The organism is Sedimenticola selenatireducens (assembly GCF_963675335.2).
Taxonomy (GTDB): Bacteria; Pseudomonadota; Gammaproteobacteria; order Chromatiales; family Chromatiaceae; genus Sedimenticola; species Sedimenticola selenatireducens.
In genome coordinates, this window is record NZ_CAXXYC010000002.1 from 1 (window position 1) to 25,041 (window position 25,041).

Consider the following 25,041-nt stretch of genomic DNA (forward strand, 5'->3'; position numbering starts at 1 on the left):
CGAAATCAAACAGCAGCAGGTCGGTGGCGGCGTCGAGATTGTCGATCGTGTTGCTAGTCGAATTGCCACTTAAATTTCGTCTTACTCCCAATCCGGTGTTGGCGTTGCGGTGGACGCGGGACCACTGAAAGGTTGCACCGTTATCCTGCAGGCGAAACGCCTGAACCGCCAGCGGGTTGCCGCCGGGCGCTGACTGAAAATCGTAAGTGACATTGGGCGTGGCGGCATTGGGACCGGTGGTAATGAGCCCGGTTGGGTTGCCGGTGGCAGCTTCGGTGCCGGTGAAATCCCAGGTGTAACTGACGGGTGTGGCGTTAGCCGCTAATGAAAACCCCAGTAGTACAGAAAACCCAGCGGCAGTTAACAGGTGCTTATTCGAATTCATTTTCAGACTCCTCGCTACGCTAATTCAGACGGTGTTTCAGCCAAATGTCCGTTTCAGCGCTTGGGAGTAAACTAGCAACATATAGGCCAATGAGCGATATTAGTCATGTAATCAACAAGATACATTAATTCGCATAACCTTGTTTAATTCAGGTGTAAAAGAATTCGACGACTGCTGGCTATATGTGCTCTACCAGAAAGCTAGCTGTTTCTCTTGCAGCCGAGGCCCGTTTGGCTTGAATGAAAAGCGCCCTTAGAACGCCAGGTGACCTGTCCGGGATGGTTGTCGCCTGCCAGGTAGGGGAGGTTGGACTAGTCTTGTGAGTACATATAGAGTCTATTGAATACCGGGTCATGGAGTCATAGGGTATGTTGCTCAGCGGCAGGCTATTAAATCGGCATCTGCTGTTGGTTGCTCTGCTGGTGACAACAAGTGCGTTGGTTCAGGCGGCAGGGGTCATAGGCGAATCGTTGCGCGGAATACTGGGCGATCTTGAACCCGAGGAGGATATCGCTGTGATTGTCTATTTCTCTGCGCGAGCAGACCTCGCCGACCTGCAGGCTATGGAGCCCGAGCAGCGACGCACCGCTATGCCGGCACTGCTAATAAAGCATGCCAATCGCATCCAGTCACCGATCAAGGCCTATCTGCAATCCCAAGGGGTAATCCGGTTTAAAACTCTCTGGATCAACAACGCCCTGGCGGTTACGGTGCCGGCGAGAATGGTCGCGACGCTGGCTGCGAGACCGGAGGTTGAGCGCATTGATCTGGATGCTACAGTCCACCTGCCGTCACCCGTAAATGGTCGCCGATGAGCTTACGACGGCATGCAGTATTTTTTCGATATTTCCTGCAGCACTGAAGACGAAATCTGTTCCCTATTTCACCGGATCATGCTGCCGAATCGCAGGCCGCTTTATTACAGTAGGGCAACACCCCAGTCGCGCTGCAGCAATCCTGTATTTTTCATGTATAGAAGGATAAATAGCGGGGCAAAACAGTATTTACGTGCTATTAAGTGTTAGATGGCAGCGCACATTCCGCTGGTCTATGAGGGACTTTAAAAATGGCTATTAACGGTTTGTTATTTATCGATCATTTGGGCTGGATTGAGAATCGATGAATGAGGTTGGAGTGACGGCTGGTATCGAATCGGAATCTGACTTGGGTCAGTATCTTGTCCGCTTGGGCAAGCTGCGTGCCGTTGATCTCAATCGGGTGAAACGGGTACAGAATGAGCAGGGTAATACTCAACGGCTGGCGCGGCTGCTGGTAAAGCTGGGTGTGGTCGGTGAGCGTGATGTTGGTGAAGCGATTGCCGCCATGAGCGGGATGACCCTGGTGGCTCAGGATGAGTACCCGACCGAGAGTGTGCTCAGCGGCCTGCTTGCGCCACGGTTTATGCTGGAGAATCACATCATTCCACTGGCGGACAGTGAGTCGGGTGTTACGGTGGCCATGGCGGATCCGCTGGATGACAGCGCCCGCGAAGCCCTCACTTATGCCTGTGGTCGCCCGGTGGTTATGCGAGTGGGACTGCCATCCGAAATCGAGGCCGCCATAAAGCGGCTGGCGGGGGAGAATGGTTCCACGCTCGATCCGGTCGTCGAGGGGGAAGAGTCCGGTGCCGGGCTGGACAGCGAGGATATCGAACACCTCAAGGATCTGGCCAGCGAGGCGCCGGTCATTCGTGTGGTGAATCTGATCATCGAGCGGGCCACCGAGTCCGGGGCCTCTGATATTCACGTGGAACCGTTCGAGGGACAACTCAAGGTTCGCTATCGAATCGATGGTGTGCTGAGGGAAACCGAGCCGCCGCCCGTGCAGATGGGTGCTGCCATCGTCTCGCGTATCAAGATCATGGCTCGGCTCGACATCGCCGAGCGGCGCATCCCGCAGGACGGGCGTATACGCCTGCGGCTGCGGGGCAAGGACTTCGATTTGCGTATCTCCACGATACCGACAATGTACGGTGAAAGCGTGGTGCTTCGGTTGCTTAATCGCGAATCCATCGATCACGATTTTACCGCGCTGGGGTTCCCGGACGACGCGCGCAAGCGTTTTGAGCAGGTGTTGAAACTGCCGCATGGCATGATTCTGCTGACCGGGCCAACGGGCAGCGGCAAGACCACCACCCTGTATGCGGCCCTGAGCCTGCTCAATACGCCCGAGCGCAAGATCATCACGGTGGAAGATCCGGTGGAATACCAGCTTGAAGGGATTAATCAAATCCAGGCCAAACCCAGTATTGGTCTGAGTTTTGCCAACACCCTGCGCTCAATCGTGCGGCAGGATCCGGATGTGATCATGGTGGGCGAAATGCGCGACCTGGAGACGGCGCGCATATCCATCCAATCGGCACTGACGGGGCACCTGGTGCTCTCAACCTTGCATACCAACGATGCGGCGAGCAGCACCACTCGTCTGTTGGAAATGGGGGTCGAGGACTATTTGTTGACATCGACCCTGAATGCAGTGGTGGCACAACGGCTGGTGCGGGTCCTGTGTCCACATTGCCGACGTCCCAGTGAGCTGCCGGATCAATTGGCGGCGCTGCTGGATAGAATGCCGGAAAGGGAACGGGGTGATGGGGTGGTCTATACCGCTGGCGGCTGTGCCAGGTGTGGCGGCAGCGGCTACAACGGTCGTACCGCCATTCATGAATTGATGGTGATTGATGATGATATACGTCGCCTGATTCTAAAGCACGAGGAAACCAAGAGTATTGAGGAGGCGGCGTGTGCCAATGGCATGCGCACCATGTATGAGGCCGGGATGAGCAAGGTGGCTGCGGGTGTCACCAGCCTCGAAGAAGTCCTGCGCGTGACCGAGGAGACCTGACGCATATGACGGTCTTTCGGTACAAGGCGGTAACCACGGCGGGTGAAATCCTCGAGGGTCAGCGTGAAGAAGCCGATCAGGCCGCTGTAGTGAGATGGATTCAGGGTGCCGGCCACATCCCGATCAAGGTCGAGCCGCTCGGTGCGGCAGGGAGATGGCTGGATTGGTTACCAAATATTGGGCGGCGGCGTACGGTCGGGCGCAACGAGCTGTATGGTATTACCGAAGCACTGGCGGTGCTGCTGAAGGCCGGTATTCCGCTTGAACAGGCGCTGATGATTGCGCAAAACACGGCCGATAGCGATGCCAGTGCCAAGCTCCTTACCAATGTCCTGGATGCGGTAAGGGGGGGTGACAGTTTCTCCTCCGCCCTGGAAACCGAGAGCGGCAATTTTTCCCCCCTGTTTATCAATATTATCCGTACATCCGAGGCGGCAGGGGCGCTTGATCAGGGATTGGAAAGGCTCAACGAGTACCTGCAACGGGAAAAAGCACTGCGCGATGAGATTGTCTCCGCCACGATCTATCCACTCATCCTGTTTGGAGTTGCGGTTATCTCTATCGGTTTGATCCTTGCCTACGTTATTCCCAAGGTATCCGAGCTGTTTGTCGGTTATGAGGAGTTGCTGCCCATCTCCACCGCGATAGTCATTGCCTCGGCGGCCTTCGTGCGCAGCTACTGGTGGCTGATATTGCTGGGACTGCTGCTGGGGCTGCTGGGGCTGCGACATCAACTTGCCAGCCCGGCCGGTCGAATGCGTTGGGATGCCCGGCTGTTGCGCGTTCCTTATCTGGGCGATCTGATCGCCAAGATCGAGGTGGCGCGGCTGAGTCGTGGCTTGTCGACATTGCTGGCCAATGGTGTGCCCCTGGTCAAGGCGTTGCCGTTGGCACGGGGAAGCCTGGGTAACAAGGTGATGGACCAGGCATTGGAAGAGGCCATGGGTGAACTCAAGGATGGCGGCAGCCTCGCGGGGATGTTTGCGAATACACCACGTTTCCCGGCACTGGCCCTGCAATTGATCAAGGTGGGTGAAGAGACCGGTAATCTTGAAGGTATGCTCACCAAGGTGGCGAATATCTACGAGGATGAGACGGCCAAGGCGGCAAAACGAATGCTTGCAGTACTGGAGCCGGCACTGATTGTTGGACTGGGAGTAATAATCGGCGGAATTATCATGTCGATAATGGTCGCCATTATCAGTGTCAATGAATTGCCACTGTAGGGTGACCCGGTTCACGGTTACCCCTACCTGGTGGCGTTAACGTGATCAAAGCAATAGAAGCTATCGAAGTGTTTAAGCAGAGGGCAGGTAATGAAAAGCATCAAATTCCGTCAGTCAGTTGGAACGGATCAGGGTTTCACGTTAATCGAACTGCTGGTTGTCCTGGTGGTTCTGGGTTTGCTGGCAGGCTTGGTTGGACCACAGGTGATGAAGCACCTGGGTGAGTCCAAGGTAAAAACCGCCAAGCTGCAGATCGAGGAGATCGTTGCGGCATTGGATATGTTCCGTATCGATGTGGATCGTTATCCGACGGATGATGAGAAACTCGCGGCACTGGTGCAACGACCGAATGGAGTCGATAGTTGGAACGGACCCTATTTGCGCAAATCCTTTGTCCCGAAAGACCCCTGGGGACGCGAATATCTTTATCGATATCCTGGTGAGAACGGTGAGGTTGACGTCTACTCACTGGGTGCCGACCAACAGGAAGGCGGCACTGGTGAAAATAGTGACATTGTGAGTTGGAAATGACCCATATGCCTGGCAACCGGTTTGTTACGAATGTTTGTCGAGTCGCGGGCCACGCGGGGGGGCCGGCTTTTCGGGCAATGCGCGGTGTAACACTGATCGAGTTGCTGGTGGTCTTGGTACTGATCGGTGCCGTACTGATGGTGACAATGCCGGTTTTTTCAAAAGGTGCGCAATCACTGGAGGCTCGCTCAGCAGCACGGCAGGTTTACGGTGTCTTGCGAGTTGCCCGCAGTAATGCCATTGCGCAGGCGGAGCGTGCAGTCGTGTTGATTGATGGTGGAAATGGGCAGATATCGCTGCTGAACAGTCCGGTCGGCTATGTACTTCCGCGAGGGGTGCAGTTTGATCTTACGGATCAGGGGAGGGGTAGTGAACGGGTGGTTTTTTATCCGGATGGCAGTTCCTCGGGCGCCAGGGTCGCCCTGAGCAATAGTCATAAACGCTATCGTATCGATGTTGAATCGTTGACCGGGCAGGTGAGTGTCGATGTGGACAAATCGGTTATCGCACAAAGGCTGTAGAGGCTTCTCACTGGTTGAGGTGCTGGTCGCTTTCGCCATCCTCGCGTCTGTACTGACGGCGACCCTGGGCGTCTTTTCTGCCAGTGTCAGTAGTACCCGGCAAGTGGCGGGTTACGAGCGCGCAGTGGGCGTGGCGGTGGCACGAATGTCGGAAATCAGTCGTAACGCGGACCTTGAGCCGGGGCTTTGGAGCGGGGAGACTGAAGAGGGTTTGCGCTGGATCACCACAGTCGGTGTATTGCCCACCACTGGAGAAGAGAAAGCAATTCATCGTGCGATTGTTCCGTATAACGTGAAAGTAACGGTCGCATGGCAAGAAAATGCGAAAGAAAGGTCGGTCGAGATACACTCAATCAGGTTGGGTAAAGGCCTATGAACCGGGGTACTGCCGAGGTTACAAATTGTCGCCAGTCGGGATTCACTCTGGTGGAGGTCCTGGTCTCGATCGCCATCATGATGCTTATCGCTCCGTTGGCAATTGAAGGTGTGCGGACGGGACTGGAGACCTGGAACCGGCTTGAAGCGCGTGCCGATGTGATGGATCGGGCACGCACCGCCCAGCGCGTGATCAGGAAGCAGATCAGTGAGGCGCTGCCTGTCAAAGTGGATGCTGCGGCCGCGGAGGGGGCGGTTTTTTTTCATGGGAGTCGAGCCGACGTCGAGTTCGTGGCGAATCTTCCCGGCCATGTGTCCGGGGGCGGGCTGTTCCACAACAGGATCCAAAGTGCGGTGGTCGGGAATGAGAAGGTATTGCTATTGAGTTTCTGGCCGTTTAACAGGGTCGACGGTGATGAGTCGGATATTCAACGTATCGTCCTGGGCAAGGGGGTGGAGAGTATTGAGATCGGCTATTTTGGCGCAATGAGCCTGCGGACGCGGGCGGACTGGCACGATCACTGGGACAACCAGGTGTACCTGCCTCAGCGCGTGCGGTTACGGGTTTTGCGTGAAGATAATCGTTACCCCATCTGGTCGGAATTAATCATTCCGGTTTATGCGTCATCACAGCAGCGTTGAGCAGTGGATATGGGCTTGGAGAAAACCACCAGCATTGCACCAGGTTTCCGCCCTATGTGGAATATACATGAGGCGGGCGTTGCGCTTATCGCTGTACTGTGGATTTTAGCTATTTTGACGATTGTCGTTACCGGCATCGCTGCACAGACCCGTACCGAGCAGCGCCTGGCGCGAAATCTGCTTGCTTCCGAGCAGGCATATCATGCGGCGGAGGGCGGTATATATTACGCCATCCATCAGCTATCCGGCGATCAGGGCGGTAGTGGCCAAAAGTTGGTGCTGTCCACTCTTCGAGTCGGCGGCGCGTTAGTCACTACGGAGGTCACTGATGAGCGAGGGAAAATTGATCTAAATACGGCGCCCGATGAGCTGATTCGGGGCCTGATACAGGCGGCTGGCGTCGAGCTGGACGAGGCATCACGTCTGACCGATGCCATTCTTGATTGGCGTGATGGTGACAGTTTGCGCAGATTGCACGGTGCCGAGGATGCAGACTATCGACTTGCGGGTCTAAACTATGAAGCAAAGGATGCGGAGTTTGATAGCGTAGATGAATTACAGCGTGTGCTGGATATGCAGCCGGAGGTTTTTGAATTAGTGCGGGGTGGATTTACTATCCAGACCCATGCGCCTGACATAAATCCAATGGTGGCCGCTCCGCTGGTGTTGGCAGCAATACCCGGAATGACAGAGGAACTTGTCAGCGAATATATTGAAGCGCGGGAAGCAAGTCGCGCTGAAGGTCTGCCGGCACCGGCCTTTCCGCTAGGCGGGAGCCCTTACATTACTTTTGAAAACGGGCCGGCCTACCGGGTGGATGCGCGTGCCGAGATTCCGAGTCGCGCTGTCGCGCGGATTGGTGCGGTAGTGGTGGCTGACCGGCGGCGAGGCCCGGCGGACTTCTCGATTATCGCCTGGTCCTCATCGCCTTACTGATAGTGGGTGGAGTTTAATATGACCACACAAAGATCCATGATCAAACGCCTGCTACCGGGTCTTTCAAGTGGCTTCGATGCTTTTTTTCATTACCTGCTACAACCGCTGAACCGGTTTGTTAGATGGTGGATTACCGAATTGCTGGGGCTATTGCCCATCGGTGTACAAAGGATACTGGGTACCGAGCCCAATATTCTGGTTATCGATGCAACCCCCGGGAAACTGGATGCCGTATCCTGGCAAGGGCAGCGGAGCCAGGCACTGGGTACCTTGAAAATTGTCTCGGTCGCGGCAGACAAACCGAAACTGGAGCCTATTATTCGTTACGCCGCTCGTGCCGATGAAGTGATCCTCCGTTTACCCTACGAAAAAGTACTGCAACGGCAAGTAAAGTTGCCCATCGCGACAGAAGATAATTTGCGCGAGGTGTTGGGATTCGAAATGGATCGTATTACACCGTTTCAGCGCGACATGGTTGTTTATGATTACCAGGTAGATAAGCGTGACGAGGTGGACGGAACAGTGACAGTCCAGCTCTACGTGGTACCAAAACAGGAAGTCAACGTGTTGATGACACGCCTTTCTGCAATCGGAGTGCATCCCAACGCTATTACCATGCGCCCCCTCTCCGCGCAGCCCGTTGCACCGGTTGTTCCATCGAAGCCCAATTTGCTGGAGGATGGTCCGGATGCGCAACGCCGGTCCCCATTGCGGAGTCTGGTTTACGCCAGTGCGCTGATGATGCTGGTGTTGGCCATTGTTGCCGTTGCCTTGCCTCTCTGGACCCAGCATCAATATATCGCTGAACTAGAGAACGCCATCCAGCAAGTTCAGGCCGATGTGCAAACGGCCAAGTCCGTCTCCAAACAGATTGATCAGGTGGTCAGTGATGTTGGTTTTATTGTCACTCGCAAAGAGAACGCACCGCTGGTTATGGAGCGTTTAAATGACCTGACCCGTGTGTTACCCGACGATACCTGGTTGCACCGCTTCGAGTTGAAAGAGAATAAAGTCCAGTTGCACGGTGAGTCGAATAACGCCTCTGCCATTATCTCGCTCCTGGAAAACTCAAACCGGTTTACGGAAACACAGTTTGCGGCGCCTTTGGTTAAAAACGCCCATACGGGAACCGAGCGCTTCTCCATCAGTGCAACACTGCTTGGGAGGACGGGTTCGTGAGAGTGGAACTAACGTCTACACAAAGAAAGCTGATGGCCGTTGTTTTGCTGGTTGGCTTTATCGGAGCGCTCTACGGATTGATCGCTAAACCGCTTCTGGGCCGATACTGGGATAATCGTGAACAGATTGCGGTAATGGAAAAACGTCTCTCCGATTATCTTAGAACGGCGGAAAGTGGGACAGCATTGAAGCAGCAGCTCAGTCTGAGCATGCGCGAACTGGGCCGCGCGGATTATTTCCTGCACAGTGAAAAACGCGCACTGGCCTCGGCTGAGCTTCAGGAGCTGATACGCGACATCATTGCCGCAAGCGATGGGCGTCTTATCAGTAGTCAGGCTAATGATGCCCCCGGTGCCGATGGCCCGGAAAAGGTTTCTATCGACGCCCGTATGCAGGGTGATATCAATGCATTACAAAATGTCCTCTACAGATTGGCGAACAATCGTCCAATAGTATTTGTCGATGAGTTACTCATTACATCTCTTCGTGGGAGGGTGGTTGGCCGCGTCAACAGGGGCGCGCCCCAGAGTGAAAATATGCTAGATATTCGAGTCAAGATCAGCGCCTATCTGCGAACAGGGTCGTCAGGAGTATGATTATGGGTCGCGAACTGTCATTGATTCTGTTCAACACAATAATCTCTGCCGTTCTTGCGGGTGTAATATGGACGGTGTGGCAGGATGATGGCCGGCGTGCGCCTGTCGGGTCGCAATCCGGGGAAGAGATCGTCCCGATAAAACCTGCCGGCATAATACAGCATGAATTGAAAACCGCTCACCTTGATGAGTATGAGGAGACAATCAATCGGCCGCTGTTTACCAAAGATCGCCGTCCCCCCGTTCTGGCCAGTGTTGAAAATACAGAGATCCGTCCTTCTGAAATTGACAAGTTGGTACTTACTGGGATCGTAACCGGGCCGGACAAGAATCTCGCCATCCTCGTGAATGGAGTGAACCAGATGGAGATCCGCTTGCAGGAGGGAAGCGCCTTCCAGGGCTGGCAACTTGAACAGTTTGCGTCGGACGAAATTGTTTTTTCCCGCCAGGGAGAAATTAGAAAGCTTCCTCTCTATAAAGAGGATCAGCCGGTGGCAACGCCATCGCGGGGCATGGTCGGTGCCAGGGAGGCATTGCAACAATTCCGAACTCGACAGCAACGGACGCGGAAATCGCAAAACTGAAAACTACAAACAAAAGGTACAGTTGATTGCTATGAAAATAAATACAAAATGCAATGCATTCATTGTCAGGGGCATCACAACCACATTGCTCACGCTGCTCATGACAGCCTGTGCGTCCACTCCACAGGATGGTTCCACCGCTGCCGGCGCCGAGACCACAGTCGCTACAGTCACGAAATCGGCGGCAGATACGGGAGGGGGCGGGATTGAGCCAGGTGTGACAGCCGCCCATGGAGATGTGACCAATGGAGTGTCACAGGGCAGGAAAAGTGAACTGATAAAAGGGAGCGGCCGTTTTTTTGATGCGCAAGCCGCGCGCAAGTCGATATTCAAGACCCGCAACGGTGAGTACAACCTGAAATTTGAAGACGCCAAACTGAGTGAGGTGGTCAAGACCATTATGGGCGATATTCTCGGGCTCAACTACACCATGGACGAGAAGATTGTCGGGCAGGTGTTTATGCAGACCGGCAATCCCCTGGCCAAGGAAGATCTGCTGCCCGCGCTGGAAACACTGTTGAGCCGGTATGGCGCGGTGATCATCAGCGAGGGGGGTATGTACAGTGTGGTTCCCGAGGCGACCGGACTCTCCACACTTTTTGCACCCCAGTCGAATCTGCTGACGGACAGGGGCTATCAGAATATTATTATTCCCCTTCGCTATATAGCCGCCGAGGAGATGCGCAAGATTCTCGAGTCTCTGCACACTGCCAAGAAGGGTGTGGTTACCGATCAGCATCGTAACCTGCTGATGGTCAGCGGCACCCCGGCTGACCTGCGTGAATACCTGCGCACGGTCGAGGTGTTCGACATTGATCAAATGGATGGCATGTCGGTTGGCCTGTTCCGTTTGGAGGTGGTCGAGGTAAAGGCCGTCAAGCGGGAACTGGAGGCTATCCTGGAAGCGCTAGCGGGAGAGTCCGGGCGTCAAATGGTGCGGTTGCTGGAAATCGAACGCATCAACAGCCTGCTGGCCATTTCACCCCAGCCCAAGTATCTGCGGGATATCGACGAGTGGATTGATCGCCTCGACCGGGCAGAATTGACGGCGGGCCGTGGGATGTATGTCTATTTTGTCCAGAACGGTGATGCGTCCAAGATGGCCAGCGTGCTACAGCAACTGACAAGCGGTGGACGTAGTAGCGGCTCACCCGTCCCCCGCCCCTTGCGGGCAGAGGCGGGCGTCGCAGAGCTTGAACAGAGAGCGCCCGCGGTTAACCAGGCGGCTAACGCCGCTGGTGCGGCTGGCACCCCGTCCGTGGCGGCTCCCAGGCAGGTGATGTTTCCTGGCTCGGGTCCGGCCAATGAGGCGGCAACTATCAGTATTTCTGAGGTTAATATTATTGCGGACGAGGAACGTAACGCCCTGGTTATACTCGCCACTCCGGAGGAGTATGCTCAAGTGGAGAAGGCAATCCGGAAACTGGATATCACGCCAAACCAGGTGCTGGTGGAGGCCTCGATTATCGAGGTGACCCTGACCGATGAATTCAGTTTCGGACTGGAGTGGTTCTTCCGCAATAATCGGGGTTCAAAAACGGGCACCACGCAACTCGATCTCGGCGCTGCCGGCATCGCGGCAATAGTGCCGGGGTTCTCGTACTCTCTGGTGGATGCCGCAGACAAGATTGGTTTCGTCCTTAACGCACTGGCGGCCGATACCCGGCTCAACGTCATCTCCTCGCCGTCGCTCATGGTGTTGGACAACAAGACGGCCACGATTACCGTGGGTGACCAGGTCCCCATTCGTACCTCAGAGACGGTCAGCCAGGGGACATCCGGGGACAACCCCGTGATTACCAGTAGTATCCAGTTTCGGGATACCGGTGTGACCCTGGAGGTGACCCCCCGGATAAACAATGGCGGAAAGGTGATCATGGATATCCGTCAGGAAGTGAGCAGTGTCGACAGGACAACCACCTCCAGTATCGATTCGCCAACCATCAACCAGCGTGAAATCAAGACCTCGGTAGCGATACAAAGCGGTGAAACTATCGTGCTGGGTGGCCTTATTCAGGATGACAAGCAGAATTCGGAAAGCGGTCTTCCCGGGATACGCAAGGTGCCGGTGATCGGGTGGTTCTTTGGCGCTGAGAGTGAAACCAATACCAGGACAGAACTGTTGGTGCTTATTACACCAACCGCAATACTTGACGACAGTGATGCACGAGCGGCAACTGAAGAATTGAAAGGCAAGATGAAGGGTTTAGAGCGTGTTAATTATTCGGTTCGGTGAGCGATTGGCGTTTAACGGGTACCAATGATTGGCCGGTGTTGTGCCTTACCCCTATCACCCCAATAGGCGATGGATAGATACCGGTGCGCCCTGTTGTGGTTCCATCCTCATGGCCTTCAACAAAGGTAGGTAAGGTATGAACGTTTCTGAATTGGATACTACCTGTACCATCGAGGCGATTGTGAAAATCATCGGTCGTGCCCAGCGCATGAAAACCGGGACCGATTGCGCCATGAGGGAAGTTGCCGGCGTTCTGAAATCACGTTATCCATCGTGTTTTATTGCGCTTCAAACTGACGGTGCTTCCGGTTTCACAGCAGGCCATGGGATTGGCCAGGTCATACTGGATAAACTGTCTAACAGGCTGGATCAGTTTTTCGAGATTATGGAAGGCAAATCGAGCGTGCTTGAACACCGAGGCAACGCACCGCTGGTGTCGCAGTTCAATACCGTGTACGGAACAAAATTTTTTGAGTCACTGGCTGTTGCCATCGTAACCTGTGCCGATTCCGGCAACCGGATTGGCATGGTAGGCCTTCTCTCCCGGGAGTTGGAAGGCTTCTCGCTTGACGATGTTCGATTTCTAATCAGTGTATCGGAGTTGATTGCCCTCTTGCTGGCGAACCGCTCCCTGATACATTCCAGCAGATGCTGTGAAGAAAGCATAGAGATTGCCAAGAATGAATGGGAGCAAACGGTTGATGCGCTCCCGCAACTTGTATTCCTCCTCGATGCAAATGGAAAAATAACACGGGCCAACCGCGTGGTTGAGGATTGGAATCTGTCGCAAGTTAAACGGGTGGGTGGACGTGACTGTCACGCGGTACTGCATCCCCACTGTATTGAAGAGGATTGTGAGCTGCGCCTTCGTCTAAAGACTGAGTTGGCGTACCTGAGTATGCATCGACATGCCCAGTGGGAGTACTTTGATAAACCGCTGAGCCGGGAGATACGAGTCTCCTTGCGCTATCTGGCTACTGAAGATCAGCTGAATAGCTACAGAATAGAAAGCTGCGCTGCGCTGGTCTTGACCGATATTACACTGGAGCGCAGAGCCAGGGATCTTCTGCGATCAAATAATAGTGATCTGCAGCAAAAATTGTGGGAAACCGCCGCTCTGCTTCGGAAAATTAATGGGGAACTGGAGCAGCAGATTGCCGAGCATGTGAAGGACAAGGCGGCCCTGAAAGAGTCGGAATCGAGATATGCTTGCCTGGTTGATACGACATTGACTGGAATCTATATACTCAAAGATCAGGTTTTAGTCTTCTGTAATCGCCGTTTTGCCGAGATATTGGGCTGCTCCATTGAGCAGTTATACGGCGTCCGCCTAACCGACCTGGTTCGTTTTTCCAGCGATTCCTCTTCCCAGGCACAAGGCGCAGACCCTCTGGAAGAGATGAGTGGTGCGACCGTGGTTAAGGTTTTGCACCCGGATGGGCGCACTATCTGGTTGAATCAGAGCACGGCAAAAGTTGTGCACAAAGGCCAATCGGCGATTTTGGGTAATGTGGTAGATATCACCGAGTTGGTTGTCACTCAAGATCGCCTGGAAGCATCCAAGGCGGAATTGGAGGCGTTGTCGATTAAGTTTATCGATGTTCAGGAGCAGGAGAGAAAACGCGTCGCAAATGATCTGCATGATGGTATCGGTCAAACGCTTAGCGGAATCAAGATGGCAGTGGAAAACGTAGTGCGGGAGATGGAGCGGGGTCGTGGTACTACTACGGAGAAACTGCGTGATCTGCTGGTTAAAGTTCAAATGGGCATTGATGAAGTCAGAAGAATTTCCATGAATCTCAGGCCCGCGACCCTGGACCAGCTGGGAATTGTTGCCACCATCAGCTGGTTCTGCCGCGAGTGTGCGGCGGAACTTCCCCACATGGAGATTCAAAAAGAGGTCGACGTGATAGAAGAGCATATTGGTGAAGAGATTAAAGCCACCATATTCAGAATCCTTCAGGAGGCGTTCAACAATATCGCGAAACACTCGCAGGCCAAGAGTGCAACTGTCAGGTTGTATCTGAAGAATAAACTGTTGCGGTTATCGATCGAAGATGACGGGAAAGGGATGGCCATGAACAACGGAGTCACGCCCGTATATAGCCTTGGCCTGATCAGCATGAGGGAGCGGGCGGAGTGTACCGGTGGCACGCTCAGTATTTTTTCGCAAATTGGTAAGGGAACCAAGGTTGAAGTGACATGGCCGGCCAATACTGAATAGGAGACGGTGTGTGTCTACGCAATATGTGTATTCGGCAGAGTAACAGTGTCTGAGCACAGGGAAACCGGCCGAGTTACCTACCCGGCCGTATTAAGCGTGTCGTGTTTTCAGTGTCTCCGGTCAGTTGACCAGCAGGTTATTATCCATTGCATATGCCGTAATGGCGGAGGCGCTGTGCAGATCCAGTTTTTTCATCAGGTTGGATCGATGCTTTTCCACGGTTTTGAGGCTTATGGAAAGGTAGCTGCCAATCTGCTTGTTTTTGAAGCCTTCCGCAACCAGTTTCATAACCTCGCGTTCCCGTGTGGTCAATACCTCCCAGGAAGCCTGTTGGGTGGAAGAGTCGTTCCGCCCAAGGTAACCAGTAACCACCATCGATGAGACACAGGGGCTCAGGTAGCTTCTGCCATTCTGGACATGCCTGATGGCTGATATCAGTTCAAGTCTGGTGTCGTCCTTCAGTATGTAAGCATCGGCTCCCGCATCGAGAGTGGACCTTACAAACTCCTCTGCTTTGTGGACCGTGAGAACAATGATTTTAACCTTGGGATGGCGTCGCTTGATTGCCCGGATAGCCTCGGTCCCGTTGATGTGAGGCATGTTCAGGTCCATGAGAATGATGGACGGTTGAAACAGGTTGGTGTTGTGGATGGCTTCATGCCCGTTGACAGCTTCACCGACGATTTCCAGATCTTGCTCATCTGCAAGAATAGCCCGGATTCCCTCGCGGATCATGGCATGATCATCTGCAATTAGAATTCTACCGATTGACATGGTACTACCCCTCCGAACAGTGCAAATCTTCTATACGAAGAGAAAATCTCTTAATTCCCTATATGCCGGGCGTCCGTCGAATACAGTCAGGTGACACGAGAGCCCTTTTGTTTGATTCTAAAAAATGCAATAAACATGCCGTATAAATATAATCAAGGAGTTAGGAGTAGGTGAGGCGGCGAAGTGTAAAATAACCTGACGATACATAATGTATTTTATGGGGCTATCAGACAGTCATATGGGTAATGGGCTGTGCTAATACATCCGGTTAATTATATAGTCCGGCCCGCTCCAGTAACGAGAACAATAACTTGCCTGAATGCCCACCAGACTCAGCCACGATCAGGTCCGGGTCACCACCCAGGCGCCCGATGTAGGGTGGATAAGCCGGTGGATGCGCTGTCGCTTATCCACCCTACGGATTGGCTGCACTGATGAGGCATTTGCAATAACCCATCATTCACTGTCATGCTTTTTCCATATATGGCTGAGTCAGTTGGAAAATAAGGATGGCTTATATTTTCAGGTAGGCAGCCCCCTGGTCTGATAGGCATGAAATGCCGGACCCCGCATGGGGTGCATTTGCCATCCATAATTTTTTGCGGTGTGGGAGGTTGGAGTTGGGACGAAGATTTGGCTGGCCGGCATTGTTGCTGGCCCTGTTGCTATCGGCTGGGGTGTCGGCCGAAAATCAGGAGCCGGGATACCTTCGCTTCGGTGTTCTGCCCCTGCAGAGCCCGACCAAGCTGGCCGGTATGTTTCTGCCGTTGACCGGGTATCTGGGTCAGCAACTGGGACGCCCGGTACAGTTTGTCACCAGTAGCAGTTTCTCCGCTTTTATGGAGAAAGTGGCACAGCGAGAATATGACATCATTTATCTTAACCCGATGCTTTACGGGCGCTCCCGTCAATACGGATATCGGGTAATTGTCAAGGTGGCGTCCGAACCCTTTACGGGCATCCTGGTGACCCGCAACAGCGGCCCCATCCGAGCCCTGTCGGCTGATTCACTGCCTTCGGGGATACGTATCGGATTTCCTGATCCGGGTGCCTTTGCGGCGACTGTCATGGTTCGGGATTACCTGAATTCGATCGGTATCGACGTGGACAGACAAATGCAGGTGCAGTATTTCGGCTCACAGGATTCGGCCATTCTGGCCTTGCATAACGGGCTGGTTGATATCATCGGGACATGGCGCCCTTCGTTACGGTCAATGCCACAAGCGGTGCGCGAGGATCTGCAGATTATTGCCGAGACACCGCCGCAGCCACAGATGCCAATAGCTGTTCGGGACGACTTGTCGGCTGAAGACATTGATCGACTCTACCGGGCGTTGGTGGGGCTTGCTGAAACTGAGCATGGCCAGACGATCATCAAGCAGATGGGATTCAAACGGGGTTTTGAGTCCGCCGCCGATGCAGAGTATCTGGAGGTGAAGCCGTGACAGACACCCCTCTGTTTTCAACCGCCCCAATGTTGGGGCAACAGAGTCGATGGGTTCCCCGCCTGTTCCATACCCTGCGTGCGCGACTGATCATTTCGGTGGCCCTGGTGCATGTTGTGCTGATGGGGCTGTTCACCTGGGAGGCCGTTGAGCGCCAGTCCCATGAACTGCGTCAGGAGATGGTCAATCAGGGACGCTCACTGGCCAGTTTGATGGTAGTGGCGTCGACCAATGCCTTGTTGGCCGAGGATCTGGCCTCGTTGGCAGAGGTAACCCGCCGGGTCGGTGAACGGGAAGATGTCTCCTATGGTGAAGTCGTCGATGTTCGGGGGTTTGTCATGGCCAGCACCCGGGAGGGGCGGGTAGGGCGTCAGGTCGGACCAGTCATCGAACAGAACGATCAGTTCCCGTTGGCAGTTGATGACCGGGTACTGGATCTCCGGGAAGAGGTCCTGATTGAGAATAACCGGGTGGGATTCGTGGTGCTGGGGTTATCTACCACAAATCTTGAAAATGCCCTGACCGAGACTCGCAATCGCGGCATTCAATATACCCTGCTGGCGCTGGTGATCGGCAGTGTTGCCGCCTGGTTGCTCTCCCTTGCAGTGACCCGAAACCTGCACGAGCTGACACTGGCGGCAAAAAAGATTGGCGGCGGGGACCTGGATGCCCGGGTGAATGTGCGCAGCCAGGATGAGACGGGAACGCTGTCCCGGGCCTTCAATCTGATGGCGGCTTCGCTGCAGCGCAGTTCCCGGCAGATGGAACAGGAGCATCGTAAGCGCACCGAGGCGGAGCGGTTGGCCTGTGTCGGTGAGATGGCCGCCTCGATCGCTCACGAGATCCGCAATCCGATGGTGGCGCTGATCAATTCGGTAAAACTGCTGGGCAATGCGCAACTTGCTGCCGAGGATCACACGGCGGTCGTGGATATCGTCAACACCGAGTCGCGCCGCCTGCAACGTATTCTGGACGATTTCCTGATGTTCTCCCGACTGCCGGCCCCCAGGTTGGAGGATGGAGACCTGAAACTGCTGGTTGAGCAGACTATTGGGCTGATTAGTCAGGACCCCCGTTATGCGGATGGAATTCGCTTTGAGCGACGTTATGAGGAGGATAACCGTTGTCGCTTCGATCCTGATCTGATGCGCCAGGTGCTGCTCAATCTGATGTTGAATGCATTGCAGGCGATTACGGGTGAGGGGAAACTGATTATCCGCTTACAGCGCACCGGTGACCGGCTCAATGTCAGTATTGTGGATAACGGCCGGGGCATTCCCGCAGACCTGATGTCTGAAATCAGCAAGCCCTTTTTTACCAGCAGAAAGGAGGGTACCGGCCTCGGTTTGCCCGTGGTGCAGCGTATTCTGGCGCAGCACGGTGCGGTGCTCAGCATCACCAGCCGGGAGGGTTCCGGCACCGAAGTGGCTTTTGACCTGGAAGTGACGAACGATGGGTAACGTACTGATTGTCGATGACGAGTTTTCCATTCGCAAGACCGTGAGTCTGCTGCTGAAGGCGGAAGGTTTTGTACCGTTTGAAGCCGCAGGGATTGATGAGGCGCTGGGTTATTTCGAAACCCAGTCGATTGATCTGGTCATCACCGATCTGCGCTTGGGTATGGAGAGCGGTATCGACCTGCTGACTCAGCTGCAGGAGCGTGGTTTGGCCACCGAGAGCATTGTCATGACCGCCTTCGGCACCATTGAAACAGCCGTCAAGGCAATGCGCTTGGGAGCCTATGACTACCTGACCAAGCCGATCAACCCCGATGAACTGATGCTGCGGGTCCGTAAGGTCTTGGAACGCAGGGCGCTGCAGGAGGAGGTAAAACGCCTGCGCATGGCCCTGGATGGCCGGGAACAGATTCGCTCCATCATTGCCGCCAGCGCCGCCATGCAGCAGGTGTTGGATGTGGTGGCGCGTATCCAGGAGCGCGACATCCCGGTGCTGATCACCGGGGAAACCGGGACCGGTAAGGAGGTGGTTGCACAGGCACTGCACAGCACCAGCGCCCGGGCGGACAAGCCGTTCGTGCCGATCAACTGCTGCACGCTGCCGGAGGATTTGCTCGATTCGGAACTGTTTGGCCATGTAAAGGGCGCCTTCACCGGTGCCGGCGGAAACCGGGAAGGGTTGTTTCAGCAGGCGGATGGCGGGACCCTGTTTCTGGATGAGGTGGGGGATGTCAGTCCACGCCTGCAGGCAAAGTTGCTGCGGGCCCTGCAGGAGGGGGAGGTGAGACCGGTCGGCGGTAACAGCATTGTGCGGGTCAATGTCCGGGTGGTCGCCGCCACCAATAGGGATCTGGAGCAGATGGCGGCCCGGGGTGAGTTTCGCAGCGACCTGCTGTTCCGGCTCAACGTGTTGCCGATTCATCTGCCGGCCCTGCGCGAGCGGCGCGATGATATCCTGCCGCTGGCGTGGCATTTCGTGCACCAGTTGCGAGAACGCCTCGGACGTGACGACCTGGGGCTTTCCACGGCGGCCCAGGAGAAGCTGCAGCAGTATGACTGGCCCGGCAATGTGCGCCAGCTGGAGAATATCATCGAACGCAGTTTTGCCCTTTTTCCCGGGCCGGTGCTGGAGGCGCACCAGATCATTATCTCCACCCCGGGCAAGGCCATTGTGAGTGAGACGCGCGCGGAAACCACGTTGACTATCGCCGAACTTGAGGCGCGACATATTCGTGCGGTGCTGGAGGCGAATGACCAGAATCAGGTGGCGGCGGCGCGTGTGCTGGGGATCAGTCGTTCGACCCTGAGGCGCAAAATGGGCCAGTCGGGGTGATTCATTTTGCGACAGCCCCTGTTCAAAACAGATCAGAATCAGTATTTCATTAGATATTTAAGCTGTTGTAATAATTAATAAAAATATATAAATCCCGATTGGCACCCGGTTTGCACTTCTCTGTCAACAATAACGAACTGGCATTGGAGGGTGCATGGATTTTTTCAAGAAGACCTTCGACCCGGTGATCTCCCTGGCGATTATCGCGGTCTTGAATATCTTTCTGTTTCTGACGGTCGGCGCCTGGACCGTGGGTGGCGGCGAGACCATGATGACCGGTCTCATTGCCGAGTTTTTCCTGGGTGATGAACTGGCCCGCATTCCGTTCTGGGATCTGGTTTTCAAGCCCGATGCCGGTTACTGGAAGATCTATATCAGCCTCGGCATGTTGTTCGGTGCCCTGGTGGGCGCGCTGATGAGCAAGGAGTTCTACTGGCGTGTCCCGAAACATCTCTCCGAGTGGGTGATGATTACCATCGGCGGACTGCTGATGGGGATCGGCATCCGTCTCGCCTTCGTCTGCAATGTGAGCACCTTCTTTGGACTGACGCCGCAGATGAACCTGGGCGGCTATCTGTCGATTACCGGCATCATTGCCGGGGCCTGGGTCGGCTCACTCATCTACAAGAAAGTTCTGGAGGGTTGATATGTCGGTTGTCGGTCAATGTCTCGCTGCCTTTATCTTCGGTTCCGCCGTGGGTTTTCTGGTACAGCGTTCGCGCTTCTGTAACACGGCAGCGTTGCGCGATGCCATGCTGTTCAAGACCTATCGCAATACCAAGGCGCTGCTGGTCACCATGATGATTCTCACGGTCGGTTTCACCACCTTCATGACCTTCGGTGATGGAGTTCCGCTGCAGTTTGACGTCGGTATCAACCAGGTTATCGGACTGTTCCTGTTCGGCATCGGCATGGTGCTGGCTGGCGCCTGCACCGTCTCCACCTGGGTCAAGGCGGGTGAGGGCAACGTAGGCGCCATCTGGGCGCTGCTGTTTACCTTTATCGGCATGTTCCTTTTCTCTCTGGTCTGGTCCTACACCTATTGGCCGCCGGCCTCGGCCACCATGACCGGTGAACCCAACCTGGCGGGTCTGCAATTTGGCTTTGCCAATGCGGCCACCCTGCAGGAGGAGACCGGTATCCCGGCACTATTCTTCGGTCTGATCCAGACCGCAGTGCTCTATGCCATCTATCAGGCGATCCTGCGCAAGGAACGCCGCATCGCCGAGCAACATGCCCCGGTAAGCCAGCCGGTGGCCGCCGCCCGGACAGTATTGGAAAGCAAATCCTGAACAGCACTCCACAGGAGGAGATCTCATGGGACTTTTTGGACGTAATAAAAATAAATCGACGGAATCCGCGGGTCCGACCGGCGAGGTTACGCTGGAAGATGGCAACACCTATCCGGTGAGCCAGATTGTGGACTGTATCGGCGACTCCTGCCCCCGTCCGCAGTTGATGACCAAGAAGGCGCTCTCCGGGGCGGCGGCGGGTGACGTGATTGAGGTGCGCATCGACAATCCCACCTCGATGGAGGCGATTCCGCCGATGATGCCGGAACTCAACAGCACTCATCTGGGCACGTTGAAAGCTGACCGCTACTGGCGTGTCATAGTCCGCCGGCAATAGGATCGGGCCATGACAAAAGGTTATTTGGCCATGTTGACTCTATCCGTCGCGGTGACAGCGGTCTCTGTTGGATCGCTCTCCTATATTGTCATTGCCCAGCCGGATTATCTCCATGCGGACCGTGATGGCGTGCCGTTCTACACACCCCAGGTGATCAACCCCGAAGGGGGCGAGCCGCTGAACATGGGTGAACTGATTCGTCACTACAAGGGGGAGTGAACCATGGATCTGAGTCTGCAAACCTGGATTCAAATAGGCATGTTCGTTTTGTCGATGGCTGTGCTTTATATGAGCATGACCAGTGATTCATCCTGAGGAGACTGCATGATGCGTCGGGAAGTGGTGATTTTTAATGTTCTCAGTCTGGTAGGTACGCTGGGCCTCAGTGCGGTGCTGTTTTCCTATGCGGCAGTCCCGGAGGAGAAACGCCTGGCCGCCAGCCAGCCGCAGCCGATGGAGGCGTTCTCTGACGTGGACCTGGGACCTGACTACGGGCAGATTCCGGTCGTGGAACTGGTGGGTTACTACCTGGAGAATCCGCCCGTGAAGGCAACCGGCAGCGCACCGGTGAAAAGGCATTTTGGCGGCTGCTAGATCAGTGATCCAGTTTGCTGCCGTCTGCTGCCTGGGTCTGCTGGCCGTGATGGCGCTTCCGGCTACGGCGAGCGGATTGCGGTTTATTGACGGTCTGCCGGAAGACGGCCACTGGCGGATGCTGGATACGCGCCCGCTTGAACAGTGTGAAAAACGCAGCATTCAGGGTGCCCGCTGCCTCGCGGCAGAAGAGCTGCTCGGCCACAGTGGTCGTCTGCCGAGCCTACGGGACATCGTCTGGTTGCTGGGTACGCTGGGGCTGGAGGGGCGTGAAACAGTGGTGGTCGCGGGTCGACCGGGTGAAGCCCGCGACTTTATCGCCGGCGTGCTCTATCTGGCCGGGCAGCGGAGTGTGCTGGTGCTGCAGCCACCGCTGAGTCGGCTGATCGCCTCGGGGGATTATGCTTTCGCGGCTGGCCAGCGACGCAGCATGAGTCGTGAGCGGCACTATGTTGCGATGCCCCGGGATGCACAGATCGTGCTGCGCCGGGAGTTGCAGCAACGCTTGAACGGAAATCAACACTTGCGACTGCTTGATGCGCGGAGTCAGGAGGAGTACTGGGGTGAGCAGATACGGGGCTGGCGCGGCGGACACATTCCGGGTGCAGAGCCTGTGGCCCTGGAAACCGGCTCCCCGGTCCGATTGACTGAAGCGGGTGTGGATACGGTGGTTTACGGTCACGCACCACGTGATTCGGTCGCCGCCTTCGTCCGCCTGCAGGCCCACTGGCCCCAACCGGTGCAGGTTTTGATCGAAGGTTGGCGAGCCTGGTCTGCTGATGGCAGTCTGCCGGTCGATTCAGAAAGCTACGAAGATAACAAGACGTTGACAGGCTCCTGAAAACGGGCAGGTCAGTCGTCAATAAAACGCCATTGGGCAAAGGGAGGTATGCGTGAATCTGTTGTTTATTGTATCGACACCGGATGCCGGTCGAGTGTTGTTGCCACTGGCGGCCGCCTGCAAGCGAAAGGGCACCCGCTGGAGCTGTTTCTTTACCAATGACGGGGTGAACATCCTGGCGGAGCCGGGCATGCAGGAGGCGGCCTGTTGTGCGCAACGGGTGGTGGTCTGTGAGCACTCCTGGGCCCGCTTTATGGGCGACAAGCCCTGCCCGGTGGAACTGGGCAGCCAAACCCAGAACAGCATTATGGTCGGCGAAGCGGACCGGATTATCAGTCTGTAGGAGAGGATGCATGCCGAATAAAAACCTGGTTGTACTGGCGCGGCGGGATCATGCGGAAGCGATGCGTGTAGCGGCGGGGCTGACCATCGCCGGCCATGGGGTTCGCCTGATCTTCATGACGGGTCCGGTGGAAGAGACTGCGGAGAACATTGAACAGGCGGAGACGCTGGAACTGTGCGACATCGAACCGGAAACCACGGTTCCCGGTGAGGAGTTACCGTTCCTTGATAGTGCCGCTCTTTCCCTCGCGCTGTTGCAGGCCGACAGCGTAATCAATCTTTAGGGAGGTCGTACGAACAATGAACATAGCTGTTTTAAAGACGGGTCTCTTTCCCGACAGCGAAACCGTTGAGGCGGGAATAGATCATCTTTTAACGCGTTGTAATCTGTATCACTACGATGCAGCAGGTGACAACCTTGCGGACAGTGACTGGGATCAGATACTTGATGAGATTCTGGTCGCTGAACGTCTGATTGTGCTCTAAATAACCAGGAGGATGAAAATGAACATAACGAAAAAAATCGGTGGTGGATTGGCGCTGCTGGGTCTCTGTTCAATAGCCTGGGGTGCTACCCCGCTGGTGGATGTGGACTGGGTAAAGACCAACAGCTGTAATGCCGACGTGCGTGTGCTGGATATCCGTAACCCGATTGATGGTGGTTCCAAAACAGACTATATGCGGGCTCACATTCCCTGCGCGGTGCATACCGACTATCTCAAGGGGGGCTGGCGTGTTGAGGTTGACAAAATACCCGGCCAGCTTCCGCCCGTGGACAAGCTGGAAAAGCTGATCGGCGATCTTGGCGTGGACAACAAGACGCACGTCGTGATCTATCATGCCGGCAAAAACGCGCTGGATCTGGGCAGTGCGACGCGGGTCTACTGGACCTTCAAGTTGCTGGGGCATGACAATGTCTCCATCCTGGATGGTGGCCTGGCCGCCTATACCGCGGACAAGAAGAATACGCTGGAAAAGGGCAATAACAGCCCGGACCCGAAAACCTTCAAGGCTGCTCTGAATGAGGCGCTGCTGGCCACCAAGGCGGATGTACAGCAAGCGTCCGGCAATGGTGTGACGCTGATCGATAACCGTCCGACCCATCAGTATCGCGGTATCAACCGGCATCCCAAGTCGAAACGCAGCGGCACCATCCCGCAGGCACAGAATCTGCCGGAGAGCTGGCTGACTGTTAACGGCGGCGGCAAATTCCGCGACGTGGAGACCCTGAAGAAACTCTACCAGGTAGCCAATGTGCCGACAGAAGGTGATGCCATCAACTTCTGCAACACCGGGCACTGGGCGTCTCTTGGCTGGTTCGTCGGCAGCGAATTGATGGGTAACAAAAAATCCCGGCTGTATGACGGTTCAATGGTCGAATGGAGTGCGGATGAATCACTGCCAATGACCGAGGAAATCAAGCTCTGATGAGCCGGTTTCTTGTGGGACTGGTGGCCGGAATCGCCTTGTTGATTCCGGCCACTGTTTTTTCGGCGGGAGAACATCAACGACGATTCGCCGTGGAGCTGGCACTGCTCGCCGGCGACAGCCGGTTATTGGTTGAAGAAAAGCTGTCGGCCGAAAAACGCCAATGGATCGAGGGGCGAATCGCCAGCAGCCTCAATGTACTGCCGCTCCTGGCGCGTTACTATCTGCAGGAGTCAGGGCTGGATGAGGCGAGCCTGCTGGATCAGATCGAAGGGTTACAGCTGCGGGTTGTTGGTTCCAATGCGTTATTCAAAGCCGCCGGAGAGATGAGTCAACGGTTTCCAATCCGTTTCCCAGTCGACCTCCAACAGCCACTGGATCCACTGACCAAATACCAGACGGCGTCGGACTATCAGCAGCTGTGCCTGGGCTGCCATATTGCACCGGCGCCGGATACATCGGTAGTGATCGGTAATTTCGGTGCTTTCGCCCGCTCAATACCGGATGACGAATGGCTGGCCCGCCTGCTGGGGGGGCTGCGCGGCGACAGTTACACCGCGTATGAAAACCCGTTCAGCGATGCGGAGATCAGCGGTTTTTATCGTTATATCCGGGATGAGTTGCCTTAGTCACATTCACGCCTGCTGACGGCAGTGTCAGGATTGTGTGGCCGGCAGCATGGGCTACAGGTCGTGACCTGGAGATTTAATTTTCCTCCAGGGTGAAGCCGAAAGAAAATATCCGCAATATACGGGGTCACTCTCTCGCCGCCATGGCATCCGGATCGGCTTTGTCAAAGACAAATTATGTTCGGTTTTTTTACACAATCCTATTGTTGCGGACTTTTGCGAAGTCGTCGTGCCAATTAAAAAATAACAATATCAATATATTATTCACAATATCCACATGTCGGCATGTTTTT

29 protein-coding genes are annotated in these 25,041 nt (G+C 55.2%); 27 read left to right on the forward strand and 2 right to left on the reverse strand.

Features of this window, described 5'->3' with window-relative positions; translation table 11 throughout:
• A partial coding sequence (locus ACHZBF_RS02590) for a hypothetical protein (protein WP_321527584.1) occupies positions 1-385 on the reverse strand: 385 nt, incomplete at its 3' end.
• Positions 386-753: 368 nt separating this feature from the next.
• Here ACHZBF_RS02590 and ACHZBF_RS02595 point away from each other — a divergent pair.
• From ACHZBF_RS02595 to ACHZBF_RS02655, 13 genes are all read left to right on the forward strand, one after another.
• Positions 754-1,200 carry a hypothetical protein gene (locus ACHZBF_RS02595; RefSeq protein ID WP_321527585.1) on the forward strand — a complete coding sequence of 149 codons (447 nt, stop codon included), beginning with the start codon at positions 754-756 and terminating at the stop codon, positions 1,198-1,200.
• A 304-nt stretch (positions 1,201-1,504) separates the two neighbouring features.
• Positions 1,505-3,226: a type II secretion system ATPase GspE gene (gspE, locus tag ACHZBF_RS02600; protein WP_321527586.1), complete on the forward strand. Its 1,722-nt coding sequence runs from the start codon at positions 1,505-1,507 to the stop codon at positions 3,224-3,226.
• A gap of 5 nt (positions 3,227-3,231) precedes the next feature.
• Positions 3,232-4,452 carry a type II secretion system F family protein gene (locus ACHZBF_RS02605; RefSeq protein WP_321527587.1) on the forward strand — a complete coding sequence of 407 codons (1,221 nt, stop codon included), beginning with the start codon at positions 3,232-3,234 and terminating at the stop codon, positions 4,450-4,452.
• 90 nt (positions 4,453-4,542) lie between these two features.
• Positions 4,543-4,983, forward strand: coding sequence for a type II secretion system major pseudopilin GspG (gspG, locus tag ACHZBF_RS02610; RefSeq protein WP_273440655.1), 441 nt, complete (start codon positions 4,543-4,545; stop codon positions 4,981-4,983).
• A gap of 77 nt (positions 4,984-5,060) precedes the next feature.
• Positions 5,061-5,504 carry a GspH/FimT family protein gene (locus ACHZBF_RS02615; RefSeq protein ID WP_321527588.1) on the forward strand — a complete coding sequence of 148 codons (444 nt, stop codon included), beginning with the start codon at positions 5,061-5,063 and terminating at the stop codon, positions 5,502-5,504.
• On the forward strand, positions 5,470-5,880 hold the full coding sequence (locus ACHZBF_RS02620) for a type IV pilus modification PilV family protein (RefSeq protein ID WP_273440658.1): 411 nt from the start codon (positions 5,470-5,472) through the stop codon (positions 5,878-5,880). The genes ACHZBF_RS02615 and ACHZBF_RS02620 overlap by 35 nt, the downstream gene beginning before the upstream one ends.
• A complete protein-coding gene (locus tag ACHZBF_RS02625) occupies positions 5,877-6,521 on the forward strand; it encodes a prepilin-type N-terminal cleavage/methylation domain-containing protein (protein ID WP_321527590.1) in 645 nt (214 codons plus the stop codon). Before ACHZBF_RS02620 ends, ACHZBF_RS02625 begins: the two co-directional genes overlap by 4 nt.
• A 15-nt stretch (positions 6,522-6,536) precedes the next feature.
• On the forward strand, positions 6,537-7,457 hold the full coding sequence (locus ACHZBF_RS02630) for a type II secretion system minor pseudopilin (protein WP_321527591.1): 921 nt from the start codon (positions 6,537-6,539) through the stop codon (positions 7,455-7,457).
• A 36-nt stretch (positions 7,458-7,493) separates the two neighbouring features.
• Positions 7,494-8,636, forward strand: coding sequence for a PilN domain-containing protein (locus tag ACHZBF_RS02635; RefSeq protein WP_321527592.1), 1,143 nt, complete (start codon positions 7,494-7,496; stop codon positions 8,634-8,636).
• Between the two features lie 32 nt (positions 8,637-8,668).
• Positions 8,669-9,232, forward strand: coding sequence for a type II secretion system protein GspM (gspM, locus tag ACHZBF_RS02640; RefSeq protein WP_321527593.1), 564 nt, complete (start codon positions 8,669-8,671; stop codon positions 9,230-9,232).
• Between the two features lie 2 nt (positions 9,233-9,234).
• A complete protein-coding gene (locus ACHZBF_RS02645; RefSeq protein ID WP_321527594.1) occupies positions 9,235-9,816 on the forward strand; it encodes a hypothetical protein in 582 nt (193 codons plus the stop codon).
• A 31-nt stretch (positions 9,817-9,847) separates the two neighbouring features.
• A complete protein-coding gene (gene gspD, locus ACHZBF_RS02650) occupies positions 9,848-12,052 on the forward strand; it encodes a type II secretion system secretin GspD (protein ID WP_321527595.1) in 2,205 nt (734 codons plus the stop codon).
• Between the two features lie 136 nt (positions 12,053-12,188).
• Positions 12,189-14,276, forward strand: a complete 2,088-nt coding sequence (locus ACHZBF_RS02655) for a PAS domain-containing sensor histidine kinase (RefSeq protein WP_321527596.1) — start codon at positions 12,189-12,191, stop codon at positions 14,274-14,276.
• A 120-nt stretch (positions 14,277-14,396) separates the two neighbouring features.
• On the opposite strand, the gene ACHZBF_RS02660 is transcribed toward ACHZBF_RS02655, so the two are convergent.
• Positions 14,397-15,050: a response regulator transcription factor gene (locus tag ACHZBF_RS02660; protein WP_321527597.1), complete on the reverse strand. Its 654-nt coding sequence runs from the start codon at positions 15,048-15,050 to the stop codon at positions 14,397-14,399.
• 620 nt (positions 15,051-15,670) lie between these two features.
• On the opposite strand from ACHZBF_RS02660, the gene ACHZBF_RS02665 reads away from it, so the two are divergent.
• The 14 genes from ACHZBF_RS02665 (at position 15,671) to ACHZBF_RS02730 (ending at position 24,748) form a co-directional block, all read left to right on the forward strand.
• Positions 15,671-16,495, forward strand: a complete 825-nt coding sequence (locus ACHZBF_RS02665) for a phosphate/phosphite/phosphonate ABC transporter substrate-binding protein (protein WP_169720379.1) — start codon at positions 15,671-15,673, stop codon at positions 16,493-16,495.
• Positions 16,492-17,955 (forward strand): sensor histidine kinase, encoded by a 1,464-nt coding sequence (locus ACHZBF_RS02670; protein ID WP_321527598.1) that lies wholly within the window; start codon positions 16,492-16,494, stop codon positions 17,953-17,955. Before ACHZBF_RS02665 ends, ACHZBF_RS02670 begins: the two co-directional genes overlap by 4 nt.
• Positions 17,948-19,285: a sigma-54-dependent transcriptional regulator gene (locus tag ACHZBF_RS02675; RefSeq protein ID WP_321527599.1), complete on the forward strand. Its 1,338-nt coding sequence runs from the start codon at positions 17,948-17,950 to the stop codon at positions 19,283-19,285. Before ACHZBF_RS02670 ends, ACHZBF_RS02675 begins: the two co-directional genes overlap by 8 nt.
• 154 nt (positions 19,286-19,439) lie before the next feature.
• Positions 19,440-19,931, forward strand: a complete 492-nt coding sequence (locus tag ACHZBF_RS02680) for a YeeE/YedE thiosulfate transporter family protein (RefSeq protein WP_029132886.1) — start codon at positions 19,440-19,442, stop codon at positions 19,929-19,931.
• Position 19,932: 1 nt separating this feature from the next.
• Positions 19,933-20,577, forward strand: a complete 645-nt coding sequence (locus ACHZBF_RS02685; protein ID WP_051301943.1) for a YeeE/YedE thiosulfate transporter family protein — start codon at positions 19,933-19,935, stop codon at positions 20,575-20,577.
• 25 nt (positions 20,578-20,602) lie between these two features.
• Positions 20,603-20,914: a sulfurtransferase TusA family protein gene (locus ACHZBF_RS02690; RefSeq protein ID WP_051301942.1), complete on the forward strand. Its 312-nt coding sequence runs from the start codon at positions 20,603-20,605 to the stop codon at positions 20,912-20,914.
• A 9-nt stretch (positions 20,915-20,923) separates the two neighbouring features.
• Positions 20,924-21,133 (forward strand): hypothetical protein, encoded by a 210-nt coding sequence (locus tag ACHZBF_RS02695; RefSeq protein WP_029132885.1) that lies wholly within the window; start codon positions 20,924-20,926, stop codon positions 21,131-21,133.
• A gap of 105 nt (positions 21,134-21,238) precedes the next feature.
• The gene (locus tag ACHZBF_RS02700) at positions 21,239-21,508 is read left to right on the forward strand and encodes a hypothetical protein (protein WP_029132884.1); all 270 of its coding nucleotides are present in this window, start codon (positions 21,239-21,241) and stop codon (positions 21,506-21,508) included.
• 4 nt (positions 21,509-21,512) lie between these two features.
• Positions 21,513-22,349: a rhodanese-like domain-containing protein gene (locus tag ACHZBF_RS02705; protein ID WP_321527600.1), complete on the forward strand. Its 837-nt coding sequence runs from the start codon at positions 21,513-21,515 to the stop codon at positions 22,347-22,349.
• A 52-nt stretch (positions 22,350-22,401) separates the two neighbouring features.
• Complete coding sequence (locus tag ACHZBF_RS02710; RefSeq protein WP_029132882.1) at positions 22,402-22,692, forward strand: hypothetical protein; 291 nt, start codon at positions 22,402-22,404, stop codon at positions 22,690-22,692.
• A gap of 10 nt (positions 22,693-22,702) precedes the next feature.
• Positions 22,703-22,975, forward strand: a complete 273-nt coding sequence (locus ACHZBF_RS02715) for a hypothetical protein (protein WP_321527601.1) — start codon at positions 22,703-22,705, stop codon at positions 22,973-22,975.
• Positions 22,976-22,991: 16 nt separating this feature from the next.
• The gene (locus ACHZBF_RS02720) at positions 22,992-23,177 is read left to right on the forward strand and encodes a hypothetical protein (RefSeq protein WP_288107567.1); all 186 of its coding nucleotides are present in this window, start codon (positions 22,992-22,994) and stop codon (positions 23,175-23,177) included.
• Positions 23,178-23,195: 18 nt separating this feature from the next.
• Positions 23,196-24,119 carry a sulfurtransferase gene (locus ACHZBF_RS02725; protein WP_051301941.1) on the forward strand — a complete coding sequence of 308 codons (924 nt, stop codon included), beginning with the start codon at positions 23,196-23,198 and terminating at the stop codon, positions 24,117-24,119.
• A complete protein-coding gene (locus ACHZBF_RS02730; protein ID WP_321527602.1) occupies positions 24,119-24,748 on the forward strand; it encodes a hypothetical protein in 630 nt (209 codons plus the stop codon). The genes ACHZBF_RS02725 and ACHZBF_RS02730 overlap by 1 nt, the downstream gene beginning before the upstream one ends.
• Positions 24,749-25,041: the final 293 nt, after the last annotated feature.